General features: G+C 42.4%; 18 protein-coding genes. All 18 read left to right on the top strand.

The window, feature by feature from the left end; all coding sequences use genetic code 11:
• The first annotated feature begins 16 nt into the window (after window positions 1-16).
• The 18 genes from AC2FC2_RS01000 (at window position 17) to AC2FC2_RS00915 (ending at window position 25,783) form a co-directional block, all read left to right on the top strand.
• Window positions 17-1,543, top strand: a complete 1,527-nt coding sequence (locus AC2FC2_RS01000) for an MATE family efflux transporter (protein ID WP_490658561.1) — start codon at window positions 17-19, stop codon at window positions 1,541-1,543.
• Between the two features lie 9 nt (window positions 1,544-1,552).
• Window positions 1,553-2,533: a polysaccharide pyruvyl transferase family protein gene (locus AC2FC2_RS00995; protein ID WP_490658560.1), complete on the top strand. Its 981-nt coding sequence runs from the start codon at window positions 1,553-1,555 to the stop codon at window positions 2,531-2,533.
• A 311-nt stretch (window positions 2,534-2,844) separates the two neighbouring features.
• A complete protein-coding gene (locus AC2FC2_RS00990) occupies window positions 2,845-5,484 on the top strand; it encodes a beta strand repeat-containing protein (RefSeq protein WP_490658559.1) in 2,640 nt (879 codons plus the stop codon).
• 388 nt (window positions 5,485-5,872) lie between these two features.
• Window positions 5,873-7,639 carry a type I secretion system permease/ATPase gene (locus tag AC2FC2_RS00985; RefSeq protein ID WP_490658558.1) on the top strand — a complete coding sequence of 589 codons (1,767 nt, stop codon included), beginning with the start codon at window positions 5,873-5,875 and terminating at the stop codon, window positions 7,637-7,639.
• 53 nt (window positions 7,640-7,692) lie between these two features.
• Complete coding sequence (locus AC2FC2_RS00980) at window positions 7,693-9,024, top strand: HlyD family type I secretion periplasmic adaptor subunit (RefSeq protein ID WP_209632465.1); 1,332 nt, start codon at window positions 7,693-7,695, stop codon at window positions 9,022-9,024.
• A gap of 2 nt (window positions 9,025-9,026) precedes the next feature.
• Window positions 9,027-10,403 (top strand): TolC family outer membrane protein, encoded by a 1,377-nt coding sequence (locus AC2FC2_RS00975; RefSeq protein ID WP_490658557.1) that lies wholly within the window; start codon window positions 9,027-9,029, stop codon window positions 10,401-10,403.
• Between the two features lie 307 nt (window positions 10,404-10,710).
• The gene (locus AC2FC2_RS00970) at window positions 10,711-12,135 is read left to right on the top strand and encodes a mannose-1-phosphate guanylyltransferase/mannose-6-phosphate isomerase (protein ID WP_490658556.1); all 1,425 of its coding nucleotides are present in this window, start codon (window positions 10,711-10,713) and stop codon (window positions 12,133-12,135) included.
• Between the two features lie 15 nt (window positions 12,136-12,150).
• Window positions 12,151-13,518, top strand: coding sequence for a phosphomannomutase CpsG (gene cpsG, locus AC2FC2_RS00965; RefSeq protein ID WP_490658555.1), 1,368 nt, complete (start codon window positions 12,151-12,153; stop codon window positions 13,516-13,518).
• 78 nt (window positions 13,519-13,596) lie between these two features.
• Window positions 13,597-14,994 (top strand): undecaprenyl-phosphate glucose phosphotransferase, encoded by a 1,398-nt coding sequence (gene wcaJ, locus AC2FC2_RS00960; RefSeq protein ID WP_490658554.1) that lies wholly within the window; start codon window positions 13,597-13,599, stop codon window positions 14,992-14,994.
• Between the two features lie 359 nt (window positions 14,995-15,353).
• A complete protein-coding gene (gene galE, locus AC2FC2_RS00955; protein ID WP_490658553.1) occupies window positions 15,354-16,370 on the top strand; it encodes a UDP-glucose 4-epimerase GalE in 1,017 nt (338 codons plus the stop codon).
• A 402-nt stretch (window positions 16,371-16,772) separates the two neighbouring features.
• Complete coding sequence (rfbC, locus tag AC2FC2_RS00950) at window positions 16,773-17,306, top strand: dTDP-4-dehydrorhamnose 3,5-epimerase (protein ID WP_404759993.1); 534 nt, start codon at window positions 16,773-16,775, stop codon at window positions 17,304-17,306.
• A complete protein-coding gene (gene rfbD, locus AC2FC2_RS00945) occupies window positions 17,306-18,178 on the top strand; it encodes a dTDP-4-dehydrorhamnose reductase (RefSeq protein ID WP_490658552.1) in 873 nt (290 codons plus the stop codon). Before rfbC ends, rfbD begins: the two co-directional genes overlap by 1 nt.
• 290 nt (window positions 18,179-18,468) lie before the next feature.
• A complete protein-coding gene (gene galE, locus AC2FC2_RS00940; protein WP_490658551.1) occupies window positions 18,469-19,488 on the top strand; it encodes a UDP-glucose 4-epimerase GalE in 1,020 nt (339 codons plus the stop codon).
• A gap of 1,148 nt (window positions 19,489-20,636) precedes the next feature.
• Window positions 20,637-21,425, top strand: a complete 789-nt coding sequence (locus tag AC2FC2_RS00935; protein WP_490658550.1) for an ABC transporter permease — start codon at window positions 20,637-20,639, stop codon at window positions 21,423-21,425.
• Window positions 21,415-22,692 carry an ABC transporter ATP-binding protein gene (locus AC2FC2_RS00930; protein ID WP_490658549.1) on the top strand — a complete coding sequence of 426 codons (1,278 nt, stop codon included), beginning with the start codon at window positions 21,415-21,417 and terminating at the stop codon, window positions 22,690-22,692. The genes AC2FC2_RS00935 and AC2FC2_RS00930 overlap by 11 nt, the downstream gene beginning before the upstream one ends.
• Window positions 22,682-23,887 (top strand): methyltransferase domain-containing protein, encoded by a 1,206-nt coding sequence (locus AC2FC2_RS00925; protein ID WP_490658548.1) that lies wholly within the window; start codon window positions 22,682-22,684, stop codon window positions 23,885-23,887. Before AC2FC2_RS00930 ends, AC2FC2_RS00925 begins: the two co-directional genes overlap by 11 nt.
• The gene (locus AC2FC2_RS00920; protein ID WP_490658547.1) at window positions 23,884-24,912 is read left to right on the top strand and encodes a hypothetical protein; all 1,029 of its coding nucleotides are present in this window, start codon (window positions 23,884-23,886) and stop codon (window positions 24,910-24,912) included. The genes AC2FC2_RS00925 and AC2FC2_RS00920 overlap by 4 nt, the downstream gene beginning before the upstream one ends.
• Complete coding sequence (locus tag AC2FC2_RS00915; protein WP_490658546.1) at window positions 24,905-25,783, top strand: hypothetical protein; 879 nt, start codon at window positions 24,905-24,907, stop codon at window positions 25,781-25,783. The genes AC2FC2_RS00920 and AC2FC2_RS00915 overlap by 8 nt, the downstream gene beginning before the upstream one ends.
• Window positions 25,784-25,862: the final 79 nt, after the last annotated feature.

Here is a 25,862-nt window from a genome sequence, read left to right as displayed (position 1 = left end):
TCTGTAAGGAGGGGGGGTGAGTAATAAAAAAAGAGTTCTGACTAATTCTTTCTCTTTATATAGCAGAACTATTATATTGATGCTTGTGACTTTGTATACTTCTCGTATGGTTTTAGACTCCCTTGGAGTCTCCGATTTTGGGCTTTATAGTCTGATAAGTAGTGTTATTATCTTGTTTTCATTTGTCCAGAATGTTTTTTCATTATCTACCCAACGATACCTGACCATTGAAATAGCCAAGAACGATAATAAAAAGATTGAAGATACATTTAGTTGTATTATTATAATGTACTTTTCTGTATGTGTGTTTGTTTTTATTTTGAGTGAATCACTGGGCTTGTGGTTTATTCTTTCACAGGTGAAGTCTTCAACAGTAAATAGTTATGACATTTTCTTAGTGTACCAAATTACTATTGCGACGCTACTTATTCAGATTATGCAGACCCCTTTTATGGGGTACATACTTGCAGTTGAGAAAATGTCTATCTTTGCAAGAATCGGAGTCTTTGACGCCTTTCAACGGTGGTTAATGGTTTTCCTATTCACATCATTTTATTTTCAGAATAAGATTGTTTCATATTCGTTATTTTTGCTATTTGGTTATATATTGGTTTTTTATTTTTATTTTTATTTTTGCTCAAGGGATATGTCAATATATAAGCTGCTATTTAATAGGAAATGCGATTTTTCTCTATTCAAAGAGATGTTGTTGTTTACACGATGGCCTTTGTTGGGGGCATTCAGCGTTGTATCTGTATCCCAATCAATGGCATTCTTTGCCTATTATTTTGTAGGGTTAATTGCAAATGCCTCGATGTGGTTAGCTGAGCAAGTTCTTAACGCATTTAATAGAGTAGTAGGTTCTCTACAAATGGCCTTTACTCCTCAGATTATAAAAAACTGCTCTGTCGGTAATACTGATGAACTTCATGGCATGATTTCTCTCTCCTGTAAACTAAGTGCATTCGTTATTATTATTTCCGGTGTCCCAGTTTTTATTTATGCAGAACTTGTGGCTAGGGCTTGGTTGGGGGATGTACCTTATTATCTCGCACATCTTATGCAAATTTCAGTTGCATATGCATTTATTGACTCCTTTTCGAATCCTTTTGTTACGGCAATATATGCTAAGGGCGAACTTAAGCGTTACCAGATTTTTATTTCCATTATTATGATTATTTCTGTTTTTCTTATGTTCGTTTCTTTTTCTATGGGATTCTCAATTTATCTTTCATTTTCAATAAGAATATTGTGTTCTTTAATATTGCTTGTTTTTCGTGTTCTGTGGGTCGGTAGTATTTTTCCTATGAAACACCTGAATTCATACTTACTCAAAGACTTTGGTAAGTTGTTGGCTATTGCCGTCCTCGCAGCGTTGAGTTGTTTCTATTTAAAGTCATTACTTCTTGATGGTTATTTATCTTTTGCTATCGTTTCAATATTTAACTTGTTTTTTGTGACGCTAGTTTTCTTTTGTTTTGTCCTTGAGGCCAGTGATAGGAGTTTTTTTTTAAAGTTTTTAAGAAAAGAAAACCAAATATAAGGTGATACTATGAGTGCTATGTATGGATTTTTGATGTATGAAAGTGATCTCTATCGTAGGAGAGGGTGGATCAATTTGGGCGATTATGTTCAAACTATTGCCGCCAAGCAGTTTCTTCCTGTCTCAGGAATCCCAATATCTAGGGATAATATGAGTAATTATCATGGAGAACCGGTGAAAATGATAATGAATGCTTGGTATATGGATTCACCAGAAAATTTTCCCCCATCAAAAAATATTGAACCTTTTTACACGTCTATACATATAAATTCAGTGGTTGCTGATAAGTTTTTTTCCACAGAGACAATTGCCCATTTAAAATTGTTCTCACCGATTGGATGCCGAGATCACTATACTGTTAACCTCTTAGCTAAGTATAATATCCCAGCATATTATTCTGGATGTATGACATTGACATTGGGAGAATCTTATAAAAAAGTAAACCGTACAGACGATGTTTATTTTGTGGATGTGATGTATGATTCCTTAACATTATCTGAACTTACTAGGCAGCCTTTGCGTTTTGCTAAACGTATATTGAATGGACGTGTTCTTGAATTTAGTCATCGAATGAAAGTTATAAATAAATATTTTGATAAGGATTTGATGAGTAAAGCTAAGTTTATAACTCAAATAGTTCCTTATATTTCATTCGGTGATGGCCTTAAAATGGCTCATGATTTTTTGTTAAAATTGTCCTCCGCTAAGTTGGTTGTCACCTCGCGAATCCACACTGCATTACCTTGCCTGGCTATGGGTACACCTGTGATTTTTATTAATGGGGGGTTCAGAAATAAAATTGACAACTGCAGATTTGATGGTCTACTAGAGTTATTAAACAGAATAGACGTTGACAGTAAAGGAGAGGGTGTAGCTAATTTTATATTTCCTGGCGACAGAGTAAATTGTAATACGATTATAAGTAGTGGTGATAGACATTTGAAGTATTCTTCAGCGCTGATAGAAAATTGTAGAAAATTTGTTGATTGATTTTTTGGTTTAAGTCTTTTGGTATTTGTTCATGTTAGTGACTGAAAGTTCTCATTGTTATAGTTTCATCTGAAATCATTGGTTTTGTTAGTAATGCTCTTTTTTGTCATTCAATTCTATGTTTATGTATTCTTTGTTTTATTTTTTGGTTTTTTGTGCTGATTTTTTTTATTGCTTGAAGTTTTCCACTGTTGTTTGACAGTTTTGAATTTTTGAACTTTCCTTATCTTGCATGTATTCGCATGTCTCTTTTTTGTATTTTTATAAACTTTTGATATCTGAAATTAATTTTTAATTTTGAGGATATACTTATGGCTTCTCAAGTTCTCCTGTACCAGAAAGAAGTGGCAGCTATACTTTATGCTGTTTTAGGGCGTACAACTTTTACCAGTCCAACGGCTTTTGATGCTGATGCTGGCCAAATCCGTACGGGGCAAATAACGCAGCAAACATACATCGGTAACCTTTTAGCTTCAGCGGAAGGGCAAGCGCTCTATGGCTCAAGTTCGTCGCTGGATATTTTAAGAACGGTTTATACCAAGGTTTATGGCACCGCGCCGGCTGACAGCGTTCTTCAGGGTATCTTGGGGACTACCACGTTAAATAATGCCATATACGGAGCCATAGATAACTTATTAAATTATAAACAATATGACAGCATCAATCTGACGGCACAAACTAACTTTGACAATCACGTCGATGCGTTGTTGTTTAATAACTACGGAACGGCTGCGTGGAATCAATGGAGTGTTGCACTTGCCAGCCAAGAGCAGGTTGCTTCTGTATACCTTGCTGCACCATATCGTGCTGCCGATGCGAGTGGTTTGAATTATTGGACTAGTTACTTATTGCAACCAGGCAAGTCCTTCTCAATGTTGATTCAGAACTTACTGGGTTCCTCTGAGTTTCAGCAAAAAGGGGCAAATTTGACTGGGGATGCGTTCATCCAACACATTTTTAATGGTGTGTATGGTGTTAACGCAACTGCAGCACAGCTTGCAACTTATAACGCCTTGGGGTCAAATAAATCCGTTATTACTCAAGCTATTATTAATGACCTGCGTAACTCGACTGCTACCGATGCACCCACTGTAACCGCTCAACATGCATATGAGTACGCAATTGGTACAAGTCTGGTATATAAAACTGCTGCGGCATTGACGGCAACGGCTTCTGGCGGCAATGCTACGGGGACTATTAATAACGGACTCTCACACCAGATTAGTAATGCAGAAACTGCAGTATTGACTGACGTGCAATTAAACGCTAACGCAGCCAGCGTCGTTAATCTGAAGTTTGCCGATCATCTGGCAAACCTAACCATTAACGGTACCAGCGCAGCTACGGTTAACCTGTCTGACAATGGCGTTAACCCGGGTGTAGATATTACCGTAAACAACGGTAATGTCATTCTGAACGCCAGCTCTGGTTCAGATGATGTGGTTGTTACTTCAACTGCAAATATCGCCACTGGTACAGCTAAGTTTAACTTGGGAGCCGGCAACGACAGCCTGCAGTGGGCTGGTAATGGCGTATCAAACGGTGCCAATACCGTCTCTACAGCCATTACGGCGAACGGTGGTTCGGGGACCGACTCCATTTCCGCCAACTTTATCACCAAATCTGTGGTGACTAACCAAAACGCTTTGGGTATTCGTACCAGTGCTGTAACCAGTAACGCTAATAACTTCTCGAATTTCGAGCAGATTGACCTGACGGGTTATATTGGTAAATCTGTTGGTACCCTGATTACCACGCCATTGATTGGTTCACCGACTACGACCAGTGTAACGACGCCGATACATGTCTTCGATTTTGGTTTAACCAATGGGACAGCTACGGTTGAAGGGACAACTGGAGGGACCGTGACTCAAGGTGCTGCGGCGACCAACTTGGGCGCACAGGGCTTTGTTATTTCCGGTTTGGCCAATGCCAGTGTAATTAACGCTGCTGGCGGCACCGCTGCACAATTGGAAGTAAAAGGGGATGCAACCTCTGTAAGTACCTTGAGCTTCACTTTTGTCCAGAATGCGACTGACCATTTCAATATTAACTTTGATGCGGTGAGTTCTGCGAACGTGAATGCGGGTGCTATCAGCTTGAACAGCAGCAGTAGCGCATTGCTGGGTACTGCGTTGGGTACGGTAAATATCGCTTCTGGCGGTACGGGTTCGTTTAGCAACATTATGTCTCTGGCGGGTACCAACGCACAGGTTCAGACGATCAATGTCACAGGTGACCATGCTCTGAATTTAGCTGTAGCTGCCGGCTTCAGCAATGTGCGTGATATCAATGCGTCCACCAATACCGGTGGCCTGAATCTTGATTCAAGCCATGCGGGTACCGGTGATGGTATCATCGTGCAACTGCTGAATGCTCTGCCATTGAGTGCAGTAACTACTGCGCTGTTAACCCCACTGCTGAATACTCTGGGCTTGAATGGTTACCAACTGACGGTTGAAGGTTCGACAACTGCGGATAGTTTCAACATATTGGGCAATACTACGTTGACTGGCGGTGCAGGTGCAAATACGTACGACCTCAAGTCCAGTAATACCCAGGCAGGCGTTACCATTACTGACTTCAGTACCGCGAAGGATAAGATTGTCGATGCCGCATCTGGTTTGACTCTGTCCAATACCGGGACATCAGTTGCCGATTATGGTACACGCTCAGCTGATACCTTAGACGCGTTGCTGGGATCACTGGTTGGCGGTTTGACTACCGGTGTTGTAGGGCTGCTGGGCGGTATTCTCGGCCTAAGCAACCCGAACTCACTCACTGCTAAAGTGGGGGTGGCGTCAGTGGTGTTCAGCGGTACGGGCAATAATGCTGACTCCTATGTGATTATTGATAATAACAATAACCACACATTGGATGCTAATGACACCGTCATCTACCTGACGGGCCAAAACCATCAGCAATTGGTAAGCAATCTGCATTACGCATGAGTGTAAGCACTGCAGGGTAATAGTTTCTAAAGAAACTGTTATCTATTAAATAATACGGGGAGGATATTCTCCCCGTTTTTTTTAATTTGTGATCGGCATCATTATCTATACGTTATTCCTTTCCGCCGCAATTCCCCTTATGTTCTTCATGTCTTTTATCTTGTTGTTTTTTTTGATTTTAGTTGGCACCACTTCGCTGGTTTTTTTTCGTGTTCTACCTTGCTGATATGTGCTTTCTCTACCTATAGTTAAAAAAAGTATCTGCAGTCTCGAGCATGTTTGGGGAGTCTTCTTTAGGATTTTCTTTATTTTCATTATTTTTTAAGAATTTCCTTAGAAGTAATTGATGCGGATTGGGCTGACAGTGCACATGATGTAAGGGCAGAAAGTGAATCAATTTATACCGCGTAATGAAATTGCGGATGTTATACGGACACGAACCAAAGTCTTTTGGACCGTTGGCATATTCACCGCATTTATTAATTTGTTAATGCTTGTTCCTTCAATCTATATGCTCCAGGTGTATGACCGGGTGCTCCCATCACGCAATGAGATCACGTTGCTGATGTTGACGCTGATTATGCTGGGAATGTTCGGCATGATGGCGTTGCTGGAGTATGTGCGCAGCATGGTGGTGATTCGCATCGGCAGCCAATTGGATATGCGATTAAATACACGGGTTTACACCGCTGCGTATGAGTCTAATCTCAAAAATGGTTCCTCTGACGCAGGGCAAATGCTCGGTGATTTGACCACCGTACGGCAGTTTCTGACGGGCAGCGCGTTATTTGCTTTTTTCGATGCACCCTGGTTCCCGATTTATCTGCTGGTGATTTTCCTGTTTAACCCTTGGTTGGGTCTGTTCGCGCTGGTTGGTTCACTACTGCTGATCGCGCTCGCCGTGGTCAACGAGATGGTATCGAAAAAGCCCCTGGCTGAAGCTAGCAAGCTCTCGATCATGTCCTCAAGCTTGGCAAGTACCAATTTGCGTAATGCCGAAGTGATCGAAGCATTAGGCATGTTGCCGAACTTAAAAGGCCGATGGTTTAACCTGCATCAGCGTTTCTTGAATAGTCAGCGTATAGCCAGTGAGCGCGCTACTACCGTAACCTCAATCACTAAGTTCGTTCGCCTTTCTCTACAGTCTCTCGTGCTGGGGTTGGGCGGCTGGTTGGCGATTGACGGCCACATCACTCCGGGCATGATGATTGCCGGCTCGATTCTGATGGGGCGTACGCTTGCTCCTATCGAGCAGGTCATTAACGTCTGGAAAAGCTGGAGCTCGGCCAAATTATCCTATCAGCGATTGGTGAAATTGCTGGATAAGCACCCACCGCGCGGTATGGGTATGTCCTTGCCACGGCCGGAAGGGATTGTCTCTGTTGAAGGGGTGACGGCCACACCTCCGGGATCGAAGGCGGATACGGTATTACATAATGTCAGCTTTGCCATTCAACCGGGTGATGTGTTGGGGATTATCGGCCCAAGTGCTTCCGGTAAGTCAACGCTGGCGCGTTTGCTCGTCGGTATCTGGCCGGTTAGCGAGGGTATCGTGCGGCTCGATAATGCCGACATATACCAATGGAACAAAGACGAACTGGGGCCCTATATCGGTTATTTACCGCAGGATATTGAGTTGTTCGGTGGCACTATCGCCGAAAATATCGCGCGGTTTAACGAACTGGACGCAGAAAAGGTCATCGAGGCCGCTAAACTGGCCGGCGTGCATGAGCTGATACTCCGTTTTCCAAACGGTTATGACACGATCATCGGCAGCGGTGGGGCGGGATTATCCGGCGGGCAAAAACAACGTATTGGTTTGGCGCGCGCACTGTATGGCGATCCGTCCCTGGTCGTACTGGACGAGCCTAATTCCAATCTTGATGATGCCGGTGAAAAAGCGCTGAATCAGGCAATACTGTTCCTTAAACAGCGTAATAAAACGGTGATTCTGATTACTCACCGTACCAACTTGCTGTCGATGACCAGCAAGCTATTGCTGTTAGTGAACGGCACCGTCAATGCATTTGGCCCTACGCAGCAGGTGTTGCAAGCGCTGAGCAATGCGCAAAAGGCGCAAACCCCGCAGCAAGCGGTGCGTGCAGTCAATTCCGAGCCGGACGAAGGCAATATCCCAAAAACTCAAATTAATTAAGCTGTGAACTTGCCGGCGGCGCTGAGGCGCTGCCTGCAGTCAAAGGAGTTGGTATGTCTACGCACATTGGCGAGCCGCAAGACTCGTATTCAGAACAAATCCCACAGGATGAGCGGCGCTTTACCCGCATGGGGTGGTTAGTGGTTGGTCTTGGTCTGTTTGGTTTTTTCGCATGGGCAGCGTTTGCGCCACTGGATAAAGGGGTCGCGTCACCTGGCTCGGTCACCGTTTCTGGCAATCGCAAAACGGTACAGGCACCGGCCAGCGGTATCATCAAAAACATTGCAGTTAAAGAAGGCGACAAGGTTAAAGCGGGCGAGGTGTTGGTGCAATTGAGTCAGGTACAGGCTCAGGCACAGGTTGATTCTCTTCGCGATCAGTATTACACCACATTGGCCACTGAAGGCCGTCTGCTTGCTGAACGCGACGGTTTAAGTAAGGTCACTTTTTCCCCCGTTTTCGAACAAATCCAGGCTCAGCCACGCGTAGCCGAAATCATCGCATTACAAACGCAGTTATTTTCGTCTCGTCGCCAAGGGCTACAAAGCGAAGTTGATGGCTATAAACAGTCTATGGACGGTATGCGCTTTCAACTGAAAGGCTTGCAGGATTCTCGGGTTAACAAACAGATCCAGCTTTCCAGCCTCCGTGAACAGATGAACAGCATGAAGCAATTAGCCGCGGACGGTTATTTACCGCGTAACCGCTATCTGGAAGTGCAGCGTCAATTTGCGGAAGTGAACAGCAGCATTGATGAAACCGTCGGACGAATTGGTCAGGTACAAAAACAGCTGCAGGAGTCTCAGCAACGGATCGATCAGCGGTTTGCCGACTATCAGCGTGAGGTCAGAACCCAACTGGCACAGACTCAGATGGACACCAGCGAGTTCAGAAACAAGCTGGAAATGGCGAATTTTGATCTTGGTAATACGGCTATCACTTCGCCGGTGGATGGCACCGTCGTCGGATTGAATATCTTTACTCAGGGGGGCGTCGTGGGAGCGGGTGACCACCTGATGGACGTTGTACCCAGCCAGGCTACTCTGGTGGTTGATTCTCGCCTTAAGGTAGAGCTGATTGACAAAGTGTACAACGGGTTGCCGGTGGATTTGATGTTTACCGCTTTCAACCAGAACAAGACCCCGAAAATCCCGGGGACGGTGACATTGGTTTCTGCCGACCGATTGGTGGACAAAACCAATGGCGAACCCTATTACCAAATGCAGGTTACCGTTTCCCCAGAGGGCATGAAATTGCTCAGTGGGGAAGACATTAAACCCGGTATGCCTGTTGAGGTCTTTGTGAAGACCGGTTCGCGTTCACTGTTAAGTTATCTGTTTAAACCTATTTTGGATCGCGCTCATACTTCATTAACCGAGGAATAATTTTGATTCAATTTAAACGACAGGTTGCTGGCCTTACTATCAGTACCCTCTTGTTTGCGATATCTGCGCCGGTTTATTCGATAGGGATTATAGACGCATATTCGCTGGCACTTGAGAAAGATCCGACCTTCCGGGCGGCAATAAAAGAGAAAGAAGCGGGAGACGAAAACGAAAACATCGGCAGGGCGGGGCTGCTGCCGAAGGTATCACTTAATTATCAGAACTCACCGAGAAACTGGCAGACGCAGAAGTATCCGTCGAGTGACTTTTTTGGCAATGTGAGCGAGGTGACTCAACGGCAGCAGTACCGCAGTTATTCCAGTTCGGTAACGCTGACGCAGCCGCTGTTCGACTATGAGGCTTATGCGCGCTATAAGGCTGGTGTGGCGCAGACCTTGATGTCTGACGAACGCTACCGCGGCAAGTTTCTGGACTTGGCGGTACGGGTGATCTCTGCCTATGTTGAAGTGGCTTATTCCAAAGACCAAATCGCTTTGGCTTCAGCGCAAAAGGCGGCTTATAAAGAGCAGTTGGCACTGAATGATCGTTTGATGAGTGCAGGGGAAGGCACCATTACTGACGTTTCTGAAACTCAGGCTCGCTATAGCTTGGCAGAAGCTCAGGAGATTGAAGCGCGCGATGCGTTAGATTCGGCTCAGCGTGAGCTCGAGGTCATTATTGGCGTGCCACTTAACCAACTGGATGAGGTACAGGTGTTGCGTCCTGGGAAATTCCAGGTAGCGCCATTGATTCCTTCAAAGTTTGAAGAGTGGCAAAAAATCGCTCTCGAAAATAACCCGATGCTGGCTGCATCACGTCACGGCGTTGATGCAGCGAAGTATGAGGTAGAGCGTAACCGCGCGGGCTTTATGCCGCAGGTGCAGCTTTATGCTTCACACTCGGAAAACGACTCCAGTAGCGATAACACGGTCAACCAGAAGTACCGCACCGACAGTATTGGTGTGCAAGTAAGTATGCCTATTTATGCCGGCGGCGGCGTTTCCGCCTCGACTCGCCAGGCGGCGGCACGATATGGCCAAGCGATGTATGAAATGGATACGCAAGTCGGCAGTACGCTGAACGATCTGCGTAAACAATTCAATCTGTGCATCAGCAGTCGAGCAAAGTTGGCTGCATACGAACTGGCGGTTAAATCAGCGACCACGCAGGTAACGGCAACACGTCAAAGTGTCTTGGCGGGGCAGCGCGTTAACGTTGATGTGCTCAATGCCGAACAACAACTCTACAGTGCCCAGCGTGACCTGGCTTCGGCCAAGTACACCTACATAAAATCGTGGATCACATTGTTGAGCGATTCGGGAACGCTGGATGAAAAGGATGTTAAGCGCGTAGCGCAGTATTTCTCATATAACCATTAGGTCAGTTCTGGCTGTTTATTTACCATGAGTATTAATCTGAAAGAGCAGTGTCAAGCTGCTCTTTTTTGCATGAATACGCTATGTTAGCGGTCAATAGTTGCTTCCATCGTCGGCCTGCACGGCTCATTTTTCGTTGATTGCACTCGAATGCTTCATTTGAGCGCTTGATAGCTCTGAAAGTACGCAGCTTTTAACATAACAAACGTAAATATTTGTGTGCAGAGGAATGGATTTTATAATGGTCGGATAGGCTGATGATAAGCGACGTTCTCGTTTATGAGAAAGACAACGGAGTAAAGGGTTTATAATGTCAAAACTTATACCTGTGGTTATGGCTGGTGGTACTGGCAGTCGGTTATGGCCACTTTCACGTGAGTCATTCCCCAAGCAATTTTTATCTATCGATGACAGCGGATTTAGCTTGTTGCAGCAAACACTACAACGTTTGTCTGGGCTGGAAGGCGTGCAGGTTGCAGCACCTTTGGTGATCTGCAATGAAAACCATCGTTTTTTGGTTGCTGAACAACTACGTGAAATTGATCAGTTGGCAACCAACATTATTTTAGAGCCTGTGGGGCGTAACACAGCTCCAGCCGTTGCATTGGCTGCGCATTTGGCCGCAGAAGCAGAAGAAGACAGTATACTGCTGGTGTTGGCAGCCGATCATTTGATTAAAAAGGTGGATAACTTCCACGCGGCAATAAAAACGGCTGTTCAGCATGCCACCGAAAACAGCCTGGTGACCTTTGGTATTATTCCTGGGCATCCAGAAACGGGTTATGGCTATATCAAGCGTGGCAGTGAGCTTTCTAGCGAATGCTTTAAAGTCGACGCTTTTGTGGAGAAGCCTTGTCTGGAAAAAGCCATTGAATATTTGGCGAGCGGTGAATTCAGTTGGAACAGTGGCATGTTCATGTTTAAAACGGCCAAGTTCCTGCAAGAGTTGGAGCAGTTCAGCCCCGAAATTTTCGCTACAACGCAGCAGTCTGTGGTCGACAGCCAACGTGATATGAACTTTATCCGTGTTGATCAGGAGATATTTAAGCATTGCCCAAGTGATTCTATCGATTACGCAGTGATGGAAAAAACGCGAGATGCTGTGGTGATCCCGATTGATGCCGGCTGGAGCGATGTAGGTTCATGGTCATCGCTGTGGGAAGTCTCTGAAAAAGATGAATTAGGGAATGTGAACGTCGGTGAGATTATTTCCATTGATTCAAACAATAACTATATTTCATCCGATGCTGCGTTAGTTGCTACTATCGGCTTAGATGACCTGATAGTGATTAACACCAATGATGCGTTGCTGATCTCGACTAAGGACAGAGTTCAGGACGTTAAAAAAGTGGTTGATGAGCTAAAAAGGCGTAATCTTCATCACTTCCGGCAACATTCCTCCTCCTATCGTCCCTGGGGTAAGATTTGTGATATCGACAGCGGTGAGCACTTCCAGGTAAAAAAAATCATTGTTCGCCCCGGAGAAGGGCTATCTGTCCAACGCCATCTTCATCGTGCCGAACACTGGGTGGTCGTCAGTGGTACAGCAAAAGTGAATGTTGATGATAAAGCGTTCTTCTTATCAGAAAATCAATCCACCTTCATACCTGCAGGCAGTGTCCATACACTGGAAAATCCAGGGAAAATCGATCTTGAGATTATCGAGGTCAGATCAGGGCTTTACCTGGAAGAAGATGATATTGAGCGTTTGCATGATCGGTACGGCAGAGTCTAATTAAAGGGTTTGGTGATGGAAAAGTTAACGTGTTTTAAAGCTTATGATGTTCGCGGTAAACTAGGTGAAGAATTGAATGATGATATTGCCTACCGCATCGGTCGTGCTTATGGTGAGTTCCTAAAGCCAAAGAGCATTGTGCTGGGGAGCGATGTGCGCCTGACGAGTGAAAGCCTGAAGTTATCCCTGGCAAAAGGGTTACAAGATGCGGGTACCGACGTTATCGACATTGGCATGACCGGGACTGAAGAGGTGTATTTTGCCACTTCACATCTGAAGGCCGATGGCGGCGTTGAAGTCACTGCCAGCCATAACCCGATCGACTACAACGGTATGAAATTGGTTCGTGAAGGTTCGCGCCCTATCAGTGGGGATACCGGTCTGCGCGCTATACAAGAGTTAGCGGAAAACAACCAATTCCCGGCCCCATCTGCAGTGCGTGGCAGCTATATTCGTCAGGACGTGCTTGGTGCATATGTAGAACACATACTTTCATACGTTGACGTAAAAAACTTCAAACCGTTGAAACTGGTGATCAACTCAGGTAATGGTGCAGCCGGTCATGTGATCGATGCCATTGAAACATCCCTTAAGGCTATGAACGCCCCGTTGGAGTTTATCAAAGTTCATCATCAACCCGACGGTAGATTCCCCAATGGTATTCCCAATCCATTGCTGCCTGAGTGCCGTGCAGATACCGCCAATGCGGTGCGCGAACACGGTGCGGATATGGGGATCGCTTTTGATGGTGACTTTGACCGTTGTTTCCTGTTTGACGAAAAAGGCGACTTTATCGAGGGATACTATATCGTCGGCCTGCTGGCGGAAGCTTTCCTGCAAAAACAACCAGGCGCAAAAATTATTCACGATCCGCGCCTGAGCTGGAACACGATTGATGTGGTGAGCGGGGCTGGCGGTGTGCCGGTAATGTCAAAAACCGGGCATGCTTTTATTAAAGAGCGTATGCGCTCGGAAGACGCCATCTACGGTGGTGAGATGAGCGCCCACCACTATTTCCGCGATTTTGCCTATTGCGATAGCGGCATGATCCCATGGTTGCTGGTCGCTGAATTGGTCAGTGTGAAAGGCCAAACGTTGGGGCAGCTGGTGCAGGATCGTATTGCTGCTTACCCATCCTCCGGCGAGATCAACATCAAGTTGACTCAACCTGCGGCGTCTATTGAAAGCGTCAAACAGCATTATTTGGCGCAGGGCGGTGAGGCAGATTATACCGATGGTATCAGCATGGAGTTTGCCGACTGGCGTTTCAACCTGCGTTCATCCAACACTGAACCGGTAGTTCGCCTTAATGTTGAGTCGAGAGAAAATAATGTCTTGATGAAAGAGAAGGTTAAAGAATTACTTGATTTATTAAATGAATAATATAAGCGGCGTGCTTTTACTTTCGATTTTAGCTCAATCGGCTTGGCACGCCCCTTTAAAAAAAAGAGTGGTTTTATTATGAAAATACAACATCAGCGAGCGCACTCCAATGCTAATGCATCTATTATTTCTATGGTGCAGCGTTTTTCTGATATTTTTATTATTTTCTTTGGCGGTTATGTCTCTAGTGCGATAAATGGCTATGGCTTTAATTATGAGCATGTGTTAGTCACATTAATCGCTTTAGTCGTATTCCAAATGATTGGTGGTATAACTGACTTTTATCGCTCTTGGCGTGGGGGAAAATTTTCGACGGAGTTGAGGTTGATTTTAAAAAATTGGACGTTAAGCCTGATAGTGACCGCCGGAATAACATCATTTATGCCTAACTCCAACTTTACATTTGAAGTATTCATGTGTTGGTACTTCTCCGTTTGTCTCGGATTTATGTTCTGTCGATCAGCAATCCGTTTTCTTGCCGGGCTGGTACGTAATTTAGGATATAATACACGTAGGGTTGCAGTGGCTGGTTCAATGCCGATTGGCATTAAGTTGCTCAGAAGTTTCAAAGATGACCCATGGTTAGGATTTGTTGTTGAGGGTGTTTATGATGACATCCAGAGCTTTAATGACAGTGAAATAAGATATTCTGGCGATTTAGACAAGTTGGTTGAGGATGCTCGTCAAGGGCGGATTGATTATGTCTATATTGCGATGAATATGAGTGAAGAGAGTAAGTTTAAAAAAATACTCAGCCAATTAACAGATACAACTTGTTCTGTCATGTTTATTCCTGATGTTTTTACGTTCAATATTTTGCAATCAAGAACAGAGGAAGTTAATGGGGTTCCAGTTGTTCCATTGTTTGATACACCTCTCAACGGGATTAATAAAGTATTTAAAAGAGTTGAAGATATTCTACTGTCCTTCTTAATACTTATTTTCATTTCGCCAGTTTTATTATTGATTTCAGGTGCTGTTAAATTCACTTCTGCTGGTCCAGTCATTTTTAGGCAAACGCGTTATGGCATGGATGGTAAGCCTATTAGGGTGTGGAAGTTTCGCTCGATGACCGTCATGGAAAATGACAATATTGTTACTCAGGCTAAAAAAGGAGATGCCAGGGTAACTAAAGTGGGTGCCTTTTTACGACGAACCTCTTTAGATGAATTACCACAATTCTTCAATGTATTGCTTGGCGGAATGTCCATTGTTGGGCCTAGGCCGCATGCGGTAGCTCATAATGAGCAATACAGAAGCCTTATCGAGGGTTACATGCTTAGGCATAAAGTTAAACCGGGGATAACTGGATGGGCGCAGATCAACGGCTGGCGAGGCGAAACAGATACTTTGGATAAAATGCAGAAACGTGTTGAGTATGATCTAGAGTATATTAGAGATTGGAGTGTATGGCTTGATATAAAAATAATATTTCTGACTGTCTTTAAAGGTTTTGTACACAAGTCTGCATATTGATTAAATTTAGTTAAAGTTTTTATGTGTCGGCGGCCGCAGTGAGCGGCCGTTATTTTATTAATGGCCAATTCGTTCTGCTTTTATTTATATGATGGTTCTATTCTTGCTCAAATTAAAATAATGTTTCTCTTAGAACTGTTAGGTCGATTGGAAATGGTTAGGTCACTGTTAATTTATAGTGGTGAGGCGATGGTTTTTAAAATTGTGTTTAGATGAAAAGTGTGGCTAAGTTATTTTAAATGTTAATGGATTGTGAGGGCGGATTTCGGATTAATTCTAAAGTTTTTTATAGTAGGAAAAGCTAAGATAATCCTTCATTCTAGAGCCAACAAACTAGTGTATTCATAAAAGGAGTTATTATGACTATTTTAGTCACTGGGGGAGCGGGTTATATCGGCTCCCACACGGTATTGACCCTGCTTGAGCGCGGTGAAGAGGTCATCGTGTTGGATAACCTGTCGAACTCGTCAGAGGAGTCATTGCATCGCGTCGAACAGCTGGTGGGCAAAGCAGCCACTTTCTATCAAGGTGACATCCTGGATGGAGAATGCTTGCGTCGTATTTTTGATACCCATGGTATTTCTTCGGTGATCCATTTTGCTGGCTTGAAGGCCGTCGGTGAGTCAACCCGCAAGCCGTTGGAGTATTATCAGAACAACGTTGCCGGGACTTTGGTATTGCTGAATGAGATGCGACGGGCCGGTGTACATCAATTTATCTTCAGCTCTTCAGCGACGGTATATGGTGCGAACTCCCCAGTTCCCTATGTAGAAACCACGCCAATCGGTGGTACCACGAGCCCTTACGGCACTTCAAAGTTGATGGTTGAGCAAATTCTGCAGGATTTCGCCAAAGCGGAGCCGGAGTTTTCCATAATCGCTTTGCGTTACTTCAATCCGGTAGGTGCACACGAATCTGGTTTGATTGGTGAAGATCCCAACGGTATTCCAAACAACTTGTTGCCTTACATCTCTCAGGTAGCGATTGGCAAGCTTGAGAAGCTGGGCATTTTTGGTGGGGATTATCCAACGGAAGATGGCACCGGGGAGCGTGATTACATCCACGTGATGGATCTGGCAGAAGGCCACCTGATGGCCATGGATTACCTGAAGAAAGTCGAGGGTTTTAAAGCTTACAACCTGGGCGCGGGGATAGGGCACTCGGTATTGGCGATGGTGCATGCTTTTGAAAAAGCATCAGGCAAGGAAATACCTTATCAAATATTACCGCGCCGTGACGGCGATTTGTCTGCATTCTGGGCCGATGCCAATCTAGCAAAACGTGAGTTGGGCTGGGAAGTCCGGCGTGGTATTGATGAAATGATGCGGGATACCTGGAATTGGCAGAAGAACAACCCGCAGGGTTACCAGCAGTAAGACAGATGGACGGTGGGTGTGCGCTCTAGAAGTAGTGGTTCGTAACTCATCGCTAAATTGGTAAATATTACAGCATAATATGTAACCATATACGCTGCCTAAATTTCGGTTTTGGTGGTGATTTAAAATTAAAGTAAATGAAAAACATGTAGTTAAGATTGATTTTGTTCAGAGGAGTGCAACCGCTATGCATTTTTTTTACGTTACGATATCGGATGTTTTTGCAAATTGTGCTAGTCTCACAGGCCTTCGTAGACCCTATATTATTTCTGTCATACGTATGCGAGTTTGTTTAAGGTTCATTCATAAATGCCTTAACAGTGGTGTGTAAACTCAGTGAAAGCGTACGTTCATAAGCATAATTCGAGGTCTCTGGGTAAAGTTTTTGTGGGCAGGTTCCTAATGAGAGTAATTGAGACACAGGTCGCAGGTGTAAAGCTGATTGAACCCAAGGTTTTCGGCGATCACCGCGGTTTCTTCATGGAAACATTTCAAAAGAGTCGGTATCAGGAGTTGCTCGGTATTGATGCCGAGTTTGTACAGGACAATCATTCCCGATCTTCGCAAGGTGTCTTGCGCGGATTGCATTTTCAGACGGCTAAACCGCAAGGCAAGTTAGTACGCTGTGTTCGTGGTGAAGTCTTTGATGTGGTTGTTGATATCCGCTCTGATTCGCCAACCTTCAAAAAATGGGTTGGGGTTTACCTGTCAGAAGAAAACAAAAACCAGCTTTGGGTTCCGCCAGGACTTGCACATGGTTTCGTTGTCATTTCAGAATCTGCTGATTTTGAATATAAATGTACCGATTACTATGATCCAAGTAATGAAGGTTGCCTGCTTTGGAACGATCCAGAAGTCGGTGTAGATTGGCCAGTCAGCGATCCATTGCTGTCGCCGAAGGATTTGCAGGGAAAACTATTTAGGGAGCTTTTCTGATGCGTGTACTTTTGACTGGTGCAGCAGGGCAACTGGGACGTTGCTTTATCGACCGCCTTCCTGCAGATTGGATCCTAATGGCAGCCGATAGTCAGCAATTGGATATCACTGATTCTGTTGCTGTCACCACAATAGTTGGTAAGTTTAAGCCTGATTGCATTGTGAATGCTGCGGCGTTTACGGCAGTTGATAAAGCAGAAACAGAACTTGATAGCGCAACTTTGATCAATGCAGTCGGGCCGGAAAATCTGGCTAGGGCGGCGAACGAAGTTGGTGCTCGTTTAGTGCATATATCAACAGACTATGTATTTGATGGCGAGTCTGATACACCCTATGTTGAAACAGCAACGACGAATCCATTAGGTGTTTATGGCAGAACCAAGCTCGAGGGTGAGATTGCCGTTGCCCGTGTTCAATCTGAAGCACTCATTATCCGTACCGCTTGGGTTTTCAGTGAGTACGGTAATAATTTCGTCAAAGTGATGCTGCGGTTGGCACAAGAGCGTGACACGCTGGGTGTGGTGTCTGACCAATTTGGTTGCCCTACCTATGCAGGTGATATTGCACAGGCCATTATTGTGCTGTTGCAGAAAAATGTAACAGGTGGCATTTATCATTTCTGCGGTAATGAAACTGTTACGTGGAATGGGTTTGCTGAAATCATTTTCTCATCTGCCCTAAAACAAGGGGTAATAAAAAATATGCCAGTAGTTAATTCGATTACTACGGCTCAGTATCCAACACCAGCGAAGAGACCGAAATATTCTGTTCTTAACTGCACTAAAATAAAAAGTCAGAGTGTAGCTCTTTCCTTATGGAAGGAGCGTATTGATGATGTTATTGCAAAAAGTAATAATTTATCGGTTGAATGAATATGGATGTGGCGCTTAATGGTTTTAGTTTATTTGTTTTATGACTCTCATTTATAAAAATAAGTATCCTAAAATAACGGTGATGAAAGCTATTGTGACATAAAAATATAGACATAATTGTTGAGCGTGGAATTGATGCGTTATAGTTACCCGGAATTCATTTTCCGGTAGAAGCCACAGGGGACTTTTAGTTTATCTTGTTGGAAGCCGGATACATCTGACTGACTTGCAGGCTAGAATAGAGTACAAATTATTACTTTTTGCGCTACGGAAGCGCATAGGGAGTTGTTATGGCGATTTTAGTCACTGGCGGTGCTGGGTATATTGGTTCTCATACTGTGCTGACCTTGTTGGAGCGTGGTTACGAGGTGGTTGTGGTCGATAACTTGTCGAATTCATCTGAAGAGTCATTGCGCCGTGTTGAACAACTGACTGGTAAAGCAGCGACTTTCTACCGGGGTGATATTCAGGATCGACTATGCCTCAGTAGCATCTTCGCCAGCCATGATATTCATGCAGTGATCCACTTTGCCGGGTTGAAGGCGGTTGGGGAGTCGACACGCAAACCTCTCGAATATTATCAAAATAATGTTTCTGGTACGCTGGTTTTACTCGATGAGATGCGCCATGCGGGAGTTAACAAGTTTATCTTCAGCTCTTCTGCAACTGTCTACGGTAATCCGGAGCAGGTTCCTTTGCTTGAAACTTCCCGCGTAGGGGGAACAACGAATCCGTATGGTACCTCAAAGCTGATGGCAGAACAGATATTACAGGATTTTGCTAAAGCCGAACCTCAGTTTTCGATTACTGCACTGCGTTATTTCAACCCGGTAGGGGCCCATAAATCTGGCATGATTGGTGAGGACCCTAACGGTATTCCTAACAACCTATTACCTTATATTGCTCAGGTAGCCATAGGTAAGCTGGAAAAGCTTTCTGTATTTGGTAACGATTATCCAACACCAGATGGCACAGGAGTTCGTGATTACATCCATGTAATGGATTTGGCTGAGGGGCATCTTAAGGCGATTGATCATATTGACGATCACAAAGGTTTCGCAGTGTACAATTTAGGTACTGGTATTGGGTATTCAGTGCTTGAAATGTTACATGCTTTTGAAAAAGCCTCTGAACGCAGAGTAGGTTATCAGATTGTCCCGCGGCGCGAAGGGGATATAGCAGAATGTTGGTCGGCACCTGAACTGGCAGCTGAAAAACTGGGTTGGAGAGCAACTCGAGATCTTGATACTATGATGCGTGATGCATGGACGTGGCAACAAAAAAACCCTCAGGGTTATCAAAGTGACTAACATGTATTGCTTACATCATTATGTCAATAATATGCTGTAGTGATACTAACCATTGAGATAGTAATATAAAAACCATAGTGGCTATTTCTTAGATAGAAAGATAATAGCCATTATTTTATAGTCAATATCGAAAACTCTAACTGATTTTCCTAAGTACTAAAACTTTTAGCGAGTTGAAAGGCTTTGCTCAATTATTGAGCTATGACGGTTGAATTATTACTCTTCAAAATCTAGTGCGAAAGGGGGTAAAGCAGGTAGTTATCGATGTGTGAAACTTTCTGATTTAAAAACTATTGACATGTAGCATCACTGCTGTGAGATGAAGTTATTTTAAAGGTTTTAACGTTAGGTATTATCTTGTTTGGTAAAATGCGTAATATAGGAAGGTCAAGGTTTCTGCCCAAATGTTTAATGAGTTTAACATCAGTCACATATTGTTTAGATATAACTGTCTATATGTTTTGTCAACCCAAAATAAATAATACGCTTATCCGTTCTGTTCTTGGATTAGTAGTTATAACAGCTTTCGGTAGTGTCGTAGTTAGGTTTTTACTGATTATTGAATTCGGATTTGGCTGAAAACATACCATATAGAGACCTTCTCCCTAATAAAATGTTAGTATATTACTCGAAAAAGCCTCTGAGAGCCCTTATAATGGGACGACTTTGGACTCCAAGTTATTATCGTAAGTGCTTTATCTACAGTCGCAAGGGTTTATGGCCTCTGTGTGTTCATGGAGGGAGATCAGTGATTGGCAACTGTGAGCTAAGGGCGGTAGCGTGGATAAATTTTATAGCGTAGTCTGCTAATTATTGTGCAGGGGTCAGGGCTTGAAATTGATCTTTACTTTATGTTTTAAAAGGATTTTTTCTTGGTTAGGTTGCTAAGGACCAGTATGTCATCGCTTGGTTCCGATACTGGCACAACGCTATCCTTATCAGGGGCAAGATGTGCGCTATTGCTAATGTGCCTACGTGAGCTACCTGGTGATGTGGGAAAGCAACCGTACTGGTTGGTTTTCAATCTTTAAGATAACTTAGTATCCTTGCTTTAACTACTAAATAAATATTGTATTAATAGATAATCATAATGTTCGGTTTCTTCATCGTAAATAAAGATTATATATACACAACTCAAGAGTAAAATAATGAATACTCAAAGAAGTTCTATAATAAAACTAATTGTAAATTTAACAAAAAGAGAAATATCTTCACGATATAAAGGTTCTTTCTTTGGGTATTTATGGGCCGTATTTACTCCATTGTTATTGTTGTTGGTATATACATTCGTCTTTGGGAGTGTTTTCAAATCCCGCTGGGCTGGTTTCGATACATCCAAAGGAGACTTTGCTATTGTTTTATTTATTGGGATGTTAACGTACAATATTTTTGCTGATAGTGTTTCACGAGCTCCTTGGCTAATTACGGGTAATGCAAACTTTGTGAAAAAAGTGATATTCCCAGTGACTATATTACCCGTTGTTGGCACGCTTACAGCAATCTTTAACTTTTGCATGGGTCTTATACCATGGTTTTTAATTACCATTATATATCATGGTATACCGCCGATTACTATTTTACTTGTTCCAATTTATATTTTACCAATTGTATTAATTAGTTTGGGCAGTAGTTGGTTTATTTCTGCGCTAGGCGTTTACTTTCGAGATGTAGGCCAGTTTATCGGTGTTCTTGTAATGCTCCTCATGTTCTCATCACCGGTGTTTTACCCTGTTTCTGCCGTACCAGAAGAATACAGAATAATATTTGAGGTGAATCCTATAGCAAGTACCATTGAAATGGTACGCAGTGTTGCGATATTTTCAATCATACCACCTCTTAAGGACTATATTATTGCTTTGTCGATTTCTATATCGGTGACTTCCTTGGGGTATGTTTTCTTTAGGAAATCAAAACGAGGTTTTGCTGATGTCCTATGACTATAGTTTAATTATAAAAAATATCTCAAAAAGATATAAGATGTACGATAGCCCTAAACAGCGTTTTTTAGATCTTTTTACTAATGGTCGCCTAGGTAAAAGTAAAGAATTTTATGCCTTACAGGACTTTAGCCTAGATGTTAAAAAAGGGGAGGCTGTTGGTATCTTAGGTAAGAATGGTGCTGGAAAGTCGACACTATTACAAATACTGGCGGGCATCATTCCGCCAACTACGGGGCAAATTACCGTCAATGGTAATGTATCAGCATTGCTGGAGTTGGGGGCTGGTTTTAACCCCGAATTTACCGGTCGTGAGAACATTGAGCTGAGCTCTACAATTTATGGTGTCACGTTAACACCAGAAAAAGTAGCGCAGATCATCGACTTCGCGGATATCGGTGTTTTCATAGATCAGCCGGTAAAGGTTTATTCCAGCGGCATGTTTATTCGCTTAGCATTTGCAATATCATCGCAAATGGAACCTGATATTTTAATCGTAGATGAAGCCTTATCTGTCGGAGATTTACAATTCCAAACAAAATGCTTGCGATTAATCGAAAAGCTAAGAGCTAATGGTTGTACGTTTATTTTTGTTTCTCACAGCCCTCGAATGGTCGAACTTTTCTGTGATCGTGCTATTTGGTTGCAAGATGGTAAAGTGAAACTGGATGGAGAACCAAAAAAAGTTGTTAGAGCCTATGAGAACTTTATGGTCGGCGGCTTGAAGGCAAACTCTTCAACAGAAAATGCTCTGGTTGATGAAGAGTGCAATATTGAGAATTTTTTCCCAATCTCTGCCGGTAGCCATATTGAGTCTAAAACTGGATATTATCTCAGTGCTGCTAAAGTGAATATAAATGGGAATTGGAACCCTACATCTCTTGTTTCAGATAAGTTATCTTTAATTGTTGATATAAAATATCAGTTGGAATGTGAGGTTAACAAACCTTTATGGGCGATTGGCCTCTTTAATGAGTTAAATCAACCTGTATTCCATTTCAATACAGATAATACTAATGTTGAATTTTCTGAAGGCAAGGGTGTTGGGTTAAGAGGGACTGTGCGTTTCACCGCCGAGGTTCCTAAAGTTCGTCCAGGCGAATATTTACTTGCAATAGGTTTGGATGATGGAGTTCCTGGAAATAGTGAAGTTTTAGTACACGTTTATAATGTGTTAAAAGTTAGTATTTATTCCAATGAGGACTCTCCTCAGGCGGGATATGTCCAATTGAACGAATGTAAGGTGGATATACTGGATGACAAATAACTATCGTTTACCAGTTGACTATAACTCCAGGCTCGATTTCGATAACTACATTGACGGGCATGATTCTCTTGATGATACCATCTATCAGCCTTTAGTTTATAAATCTGCATTTGAATTGGTGAAAAAAACGAATGCTAAATATCTTATTGATATCGGTTGTGGTGATGGTAGTAAAGTCGAAGCGGTCAAAGAGTATAAAGAAGATTGTATTGTAATATTGATTGATCATGAGTATATAATTAACAATGTTGTTAAAAAATATGATGGCGTGCAGTATATTACTGCTGATTTTGATATTTCCATACCAGAAATTGACGAGGAAATCTTAAAAGATGCAGTGATTGTCTGTAGTGATGTTATCGAACATTTAGCTAATCCTGAGATTTTACTAGAGTTCTTTTTTCGTTGTAAAAAATCAGTTAAAGCGATTGTTCTATCAACGCCAGATAGGGTTGAGGAACGTGGTTATTTCGATTATGGGCCACCGGCTAATCCTTATCATGTTCGGGAGTGGACACAAGATGAGTTTTCCCGACTACTGATGGATTACGGATTCACTGACAGAATGCTGTGTGGTTTGACTATTTCTAATAACCATTCGAATGTTAAAGCGACTTTGCTTTGTATTATGAGTAAATATTTAGAGGCAAAAGTTGAGCGTAGCATTAAAATAGAGCGTTTGGATTGTGATTCCGATGTTTTTCTTTCCAATATTGCTTTAAAAATCCATGAAAATATTCGCAGTGCAGGCCAGCGTTTTGACGATGAATGTTGGTATATATTAGATGCGCTAATGGCTGAATATGTACCCTTGAACCTCCGTTTATCTTTTGATGATATGTTGTCGCTCGCAGATGAAAATAACTTTAATGTTCTGACTAAAACGATAATAGAGATGAGTTCGGAAGAGTGCTTAGTTAGAAAAACGGGAAATACCAATCTGCTGGTTCACCAAAATGAAAGCCCTGTAGCAGCAATAAAAGGAGGGTTGCTTAATGGAATTGTTGCTGGAAAAACAGTCAAAATAAATACTTACCCGTTCAATATTTTGTCTCTAATCCCCAAAAAACAGAAGTCCTTCTTTTCTCTTTTTAAGAGAGACATGACGAAGGTATTACCATTAGGACAATGGCACGATAATATCGTACGTAAAGATTTTATAGTTGAATTAACCTTTGGTGGGAACGTAAAGTGAAACAAAGAATCATCAAAAAAATGAAAGAAAATCGTTATGTCAGACGCGCTTATATCTATATTACAGGCAAGATTCCATTTGTTAGTAATCTAGTTTCGCTTTACCGATACTCTAATTGGTTGAAGAGTTATAAATTAACTCTACAAGACAATGAGGCTTACTATAATAAGTTTGATGAGCTAAATCGTACGGTTTTGCAACTAAGTAATAATAATGATGTAAAGAAACCGATCATCATCATGACAACCTACAATGACCATGACATTATCGAATCTATCGTTCGGGAAAATGATCGATTAGGTTACGAACAGATCATTATTGATAATTGGTCGAGTGATGGTACTTGGAAAGTCATTGAAAAACTAAAAGATGAACTTGACTCTATTCTAGATATTAAACATTTTCCAGAGGAGGGGCCGACAAATGATTACCAGTGGAAATTGATGCTTGATTTGAAATCTAAAATTGCCCTTAATTTTAAAGGGCGTTGGATTATTCATCAGGATAGTGATGAAGTCACCATACCACCATTTTATAACCATGAAATAAAATATGTTTTGCATGCAATAGAAAAAATGGGATACAATGCTGTATCTCTCCGCATGCTAGATTTTACACCTATTGATAATACTTTTACCATTGGTGATCCTGTAAGTCATTTCGAATATTATCGTATATCGCCTATTATATCTTATGGCCTGCAAAACAAAATTTGGTTACAGGGTGATGAAGCGGTCGATCTGAGTTGTATGGGAGGTCATGATGTGGTGTTTAAAGGAAAAGATGTTTTCCCTATTCGCTTACCGCGTTTCCACTACAGTATTCGTTCTATCGACCATGCTAAAAGCAAGTATTCTCCTAAACGGTTGGAACGTTCTGAAAGCGAGCGGACAGAGTTAGGGTGGCATACTCATGTAGAAGTTAAGATTATAGAGAAAATCATATATTCGAAAGATGAACTTATTAAATATGACTTTAATGACTTGTACTCGGAAAAATTCAACTGGTTTATTTATAATGGGTAAATTAAAAGTAGTAAATGTGGGGCCGGTAGAGTGGTTCTCACCACATTTTTCTTCCAGTGATGAGGTTTTTGAAACTTATAACTACAATCCGTGGAAAGAAGATATATCCCTGATTGAGTATTGTAATAAGTTAAAGCCAGATTTACTTTATATTTTTCGTGGGGATGTTGTTAGAAGTCAGTTGTATAAGTTGCGAGGTATTCATCAAATTGAGTTCTCCAGTGAAATTTATCCTTCGAACCCATTTAGCAATAAACAGTCTCAATGGTTAGGTGTCAGGAAGTTCATGCACTGTCTGCGTGATCTTGACCCGAATGCTAATATTTATCATTATGATAAATCACGAAAAGGGTTTTTTGATGCATTGGATATGAAAATGAAGTATCATTTTCTTCCTGTCAATCTTTCTTGTTTTAAACATGAATCACAGCGCGATATAGATATGCTTTTTTTTGGCCGTGCATCGTCACGACGGTCACAAATTTTTTCAAAAATAAAAGAATCAAATATTAAATTTGTCTGGATTGAAAACGGTTTGGATTGGAAGGAGTTATCAGCTTATATATCTAGATCCAAGGTTGTTGTGAACTTCGCAGCAGATGATTGTGACAATTTTGAACCGCGAATTTTATTAGGTATTGCTGGTGGCGCTTATGTTATCACCGAGCCCTCTGTTGGATTAGATATGTTTATTCAAGAAAATCCTAAATACTCTCGGTTGATAAAGATTTGTAACCCTGATGCCTCTAGTGTAATTGATGCATTCCGTCGCTTGTCAACTAAGGAAAGTTTTGGGAAGCATCATGGTGTTGATGTGCTTTCATTATCTTCAAATACCTTCATCAAACAAAGCATCGGTATACTGTCTTAATCAAATTCATGCATTAGATAAGCCCGGGGAGATATCAACTCTATCCGTACTTGATTTTAAGGTAAAAAGCATTTCGATA

The sequence above is a fragment of the Serratia sp. CoH_122_TC_1 genome, from assembly GCF_058191755.1.
Note: the sequence above shows the minus strand (reverse complement) of the source record. Positions and strands in the feature narration are given on the sequence as shown.

What these genes read in the sequence shown, in the direction of transcription:
- AC2FC2_RS00995 (WP_490658560.1), top strand. Translation starts at nt 1,553, where the DNA reads ATGAGTGCTATGTATGGATTTTTGATGTATGAAAGTGATCTCTATCGT.
- AC2FC2_RS00990 (WP_490658559.1), top strand. Translation starts at nt 2,845, where the DNA reads ATGGCTTCTCAAGTTCTCCTGTACCAGAAAGAAGTGGCAGCTATACTT.
- AC2FC2_RS00980 (WP_209632465.1), top strand. Translation starts at nt 7,693, where the DNA reads ATGTCTACGCACATTGGCGAGCCGCAAGACTCGTATTCAGAACAAATC.
- AC2FC2_RS00970 (WP_490658556.1), top strand. Translation starts at nt 10,711, where the DNA reads ATGTCAAAACTTATACCTGTGGTTATGGCTGGTGGTACTGGCAGTCGG.
- cpsG (WP_490658555.1), top strand. Translation starts at nt 12,151, where the DNA reads ATGGAAAAGTTAACGTGTTTTAAAGCTTATGATGTTCGCGGTAAACTA.
- wcaJ (WP_490658554.1), top strand. Translation starts at nt 13,597, where the DNA reads ATGAAAATACAACATCAGCGAGCGCACTCCAATGCTAATGCATCTATT.
- galE (WP_490658553.1), top strand. Translation starts at nt 15,354, where the DNA reads ATGACTATTTTAGTCACTGGGGGAGCGGGTTATATCGGCTCCCACACG.
- rfbC (WP_404759993.1), top strand. Translation starts at nt 16,773, where the DNA reads ATGAGAGTAATTGAGACACAGGTCGCAGGTGTAAAGCTGATTGAACCC.
- rfbD (WP_490658552.1), top strand. Translation starts at nt 17,306, where the DNA reads ATGCGTGTACTTTTGACTGGTGCAGCAGGGCAACTGGGACGTTGCTTT.
- galE (WP_490658551.1), top strand. Translation starts at nt 18,469, where the DNA reads ATGGCGATTTTAGTCACTGGCGGTGCTGGGTATATTGGTTCTCATACT.
- AC2FC2_RS00935 (WP_490658550.1), top strand. Translation starts at nt 20,637, where the DNA reads ATGAATACTCAAAGAAGTTCTATAATAAAACTAATTGTAAATTTAACA.
- AC2FC2_RS00930 (WP_490658549.1), top strand. Translation starts at nt 21,415, where the DNA reads ATGTCCTATGACTATAGTTTAATTATAAAAAATATCTCAAAAAGATAT.
- AC2FC2_RS00925 (WP_490658548.1), top strand. Translation starts at nt 22,682, where the DNA reads ATGACAAATAACTATCGTTTACCAGTTGACTATAACTCCAGGCTCGAT.
- AC2FC2_RS00915 (WP_490658546.1), top strand. Translation starts at nt 24,905, where the DNA reads ATGGGTAAATTAAAAGTAGTAAATGTGGGGCCGGTAGAGTGGTTCTCA.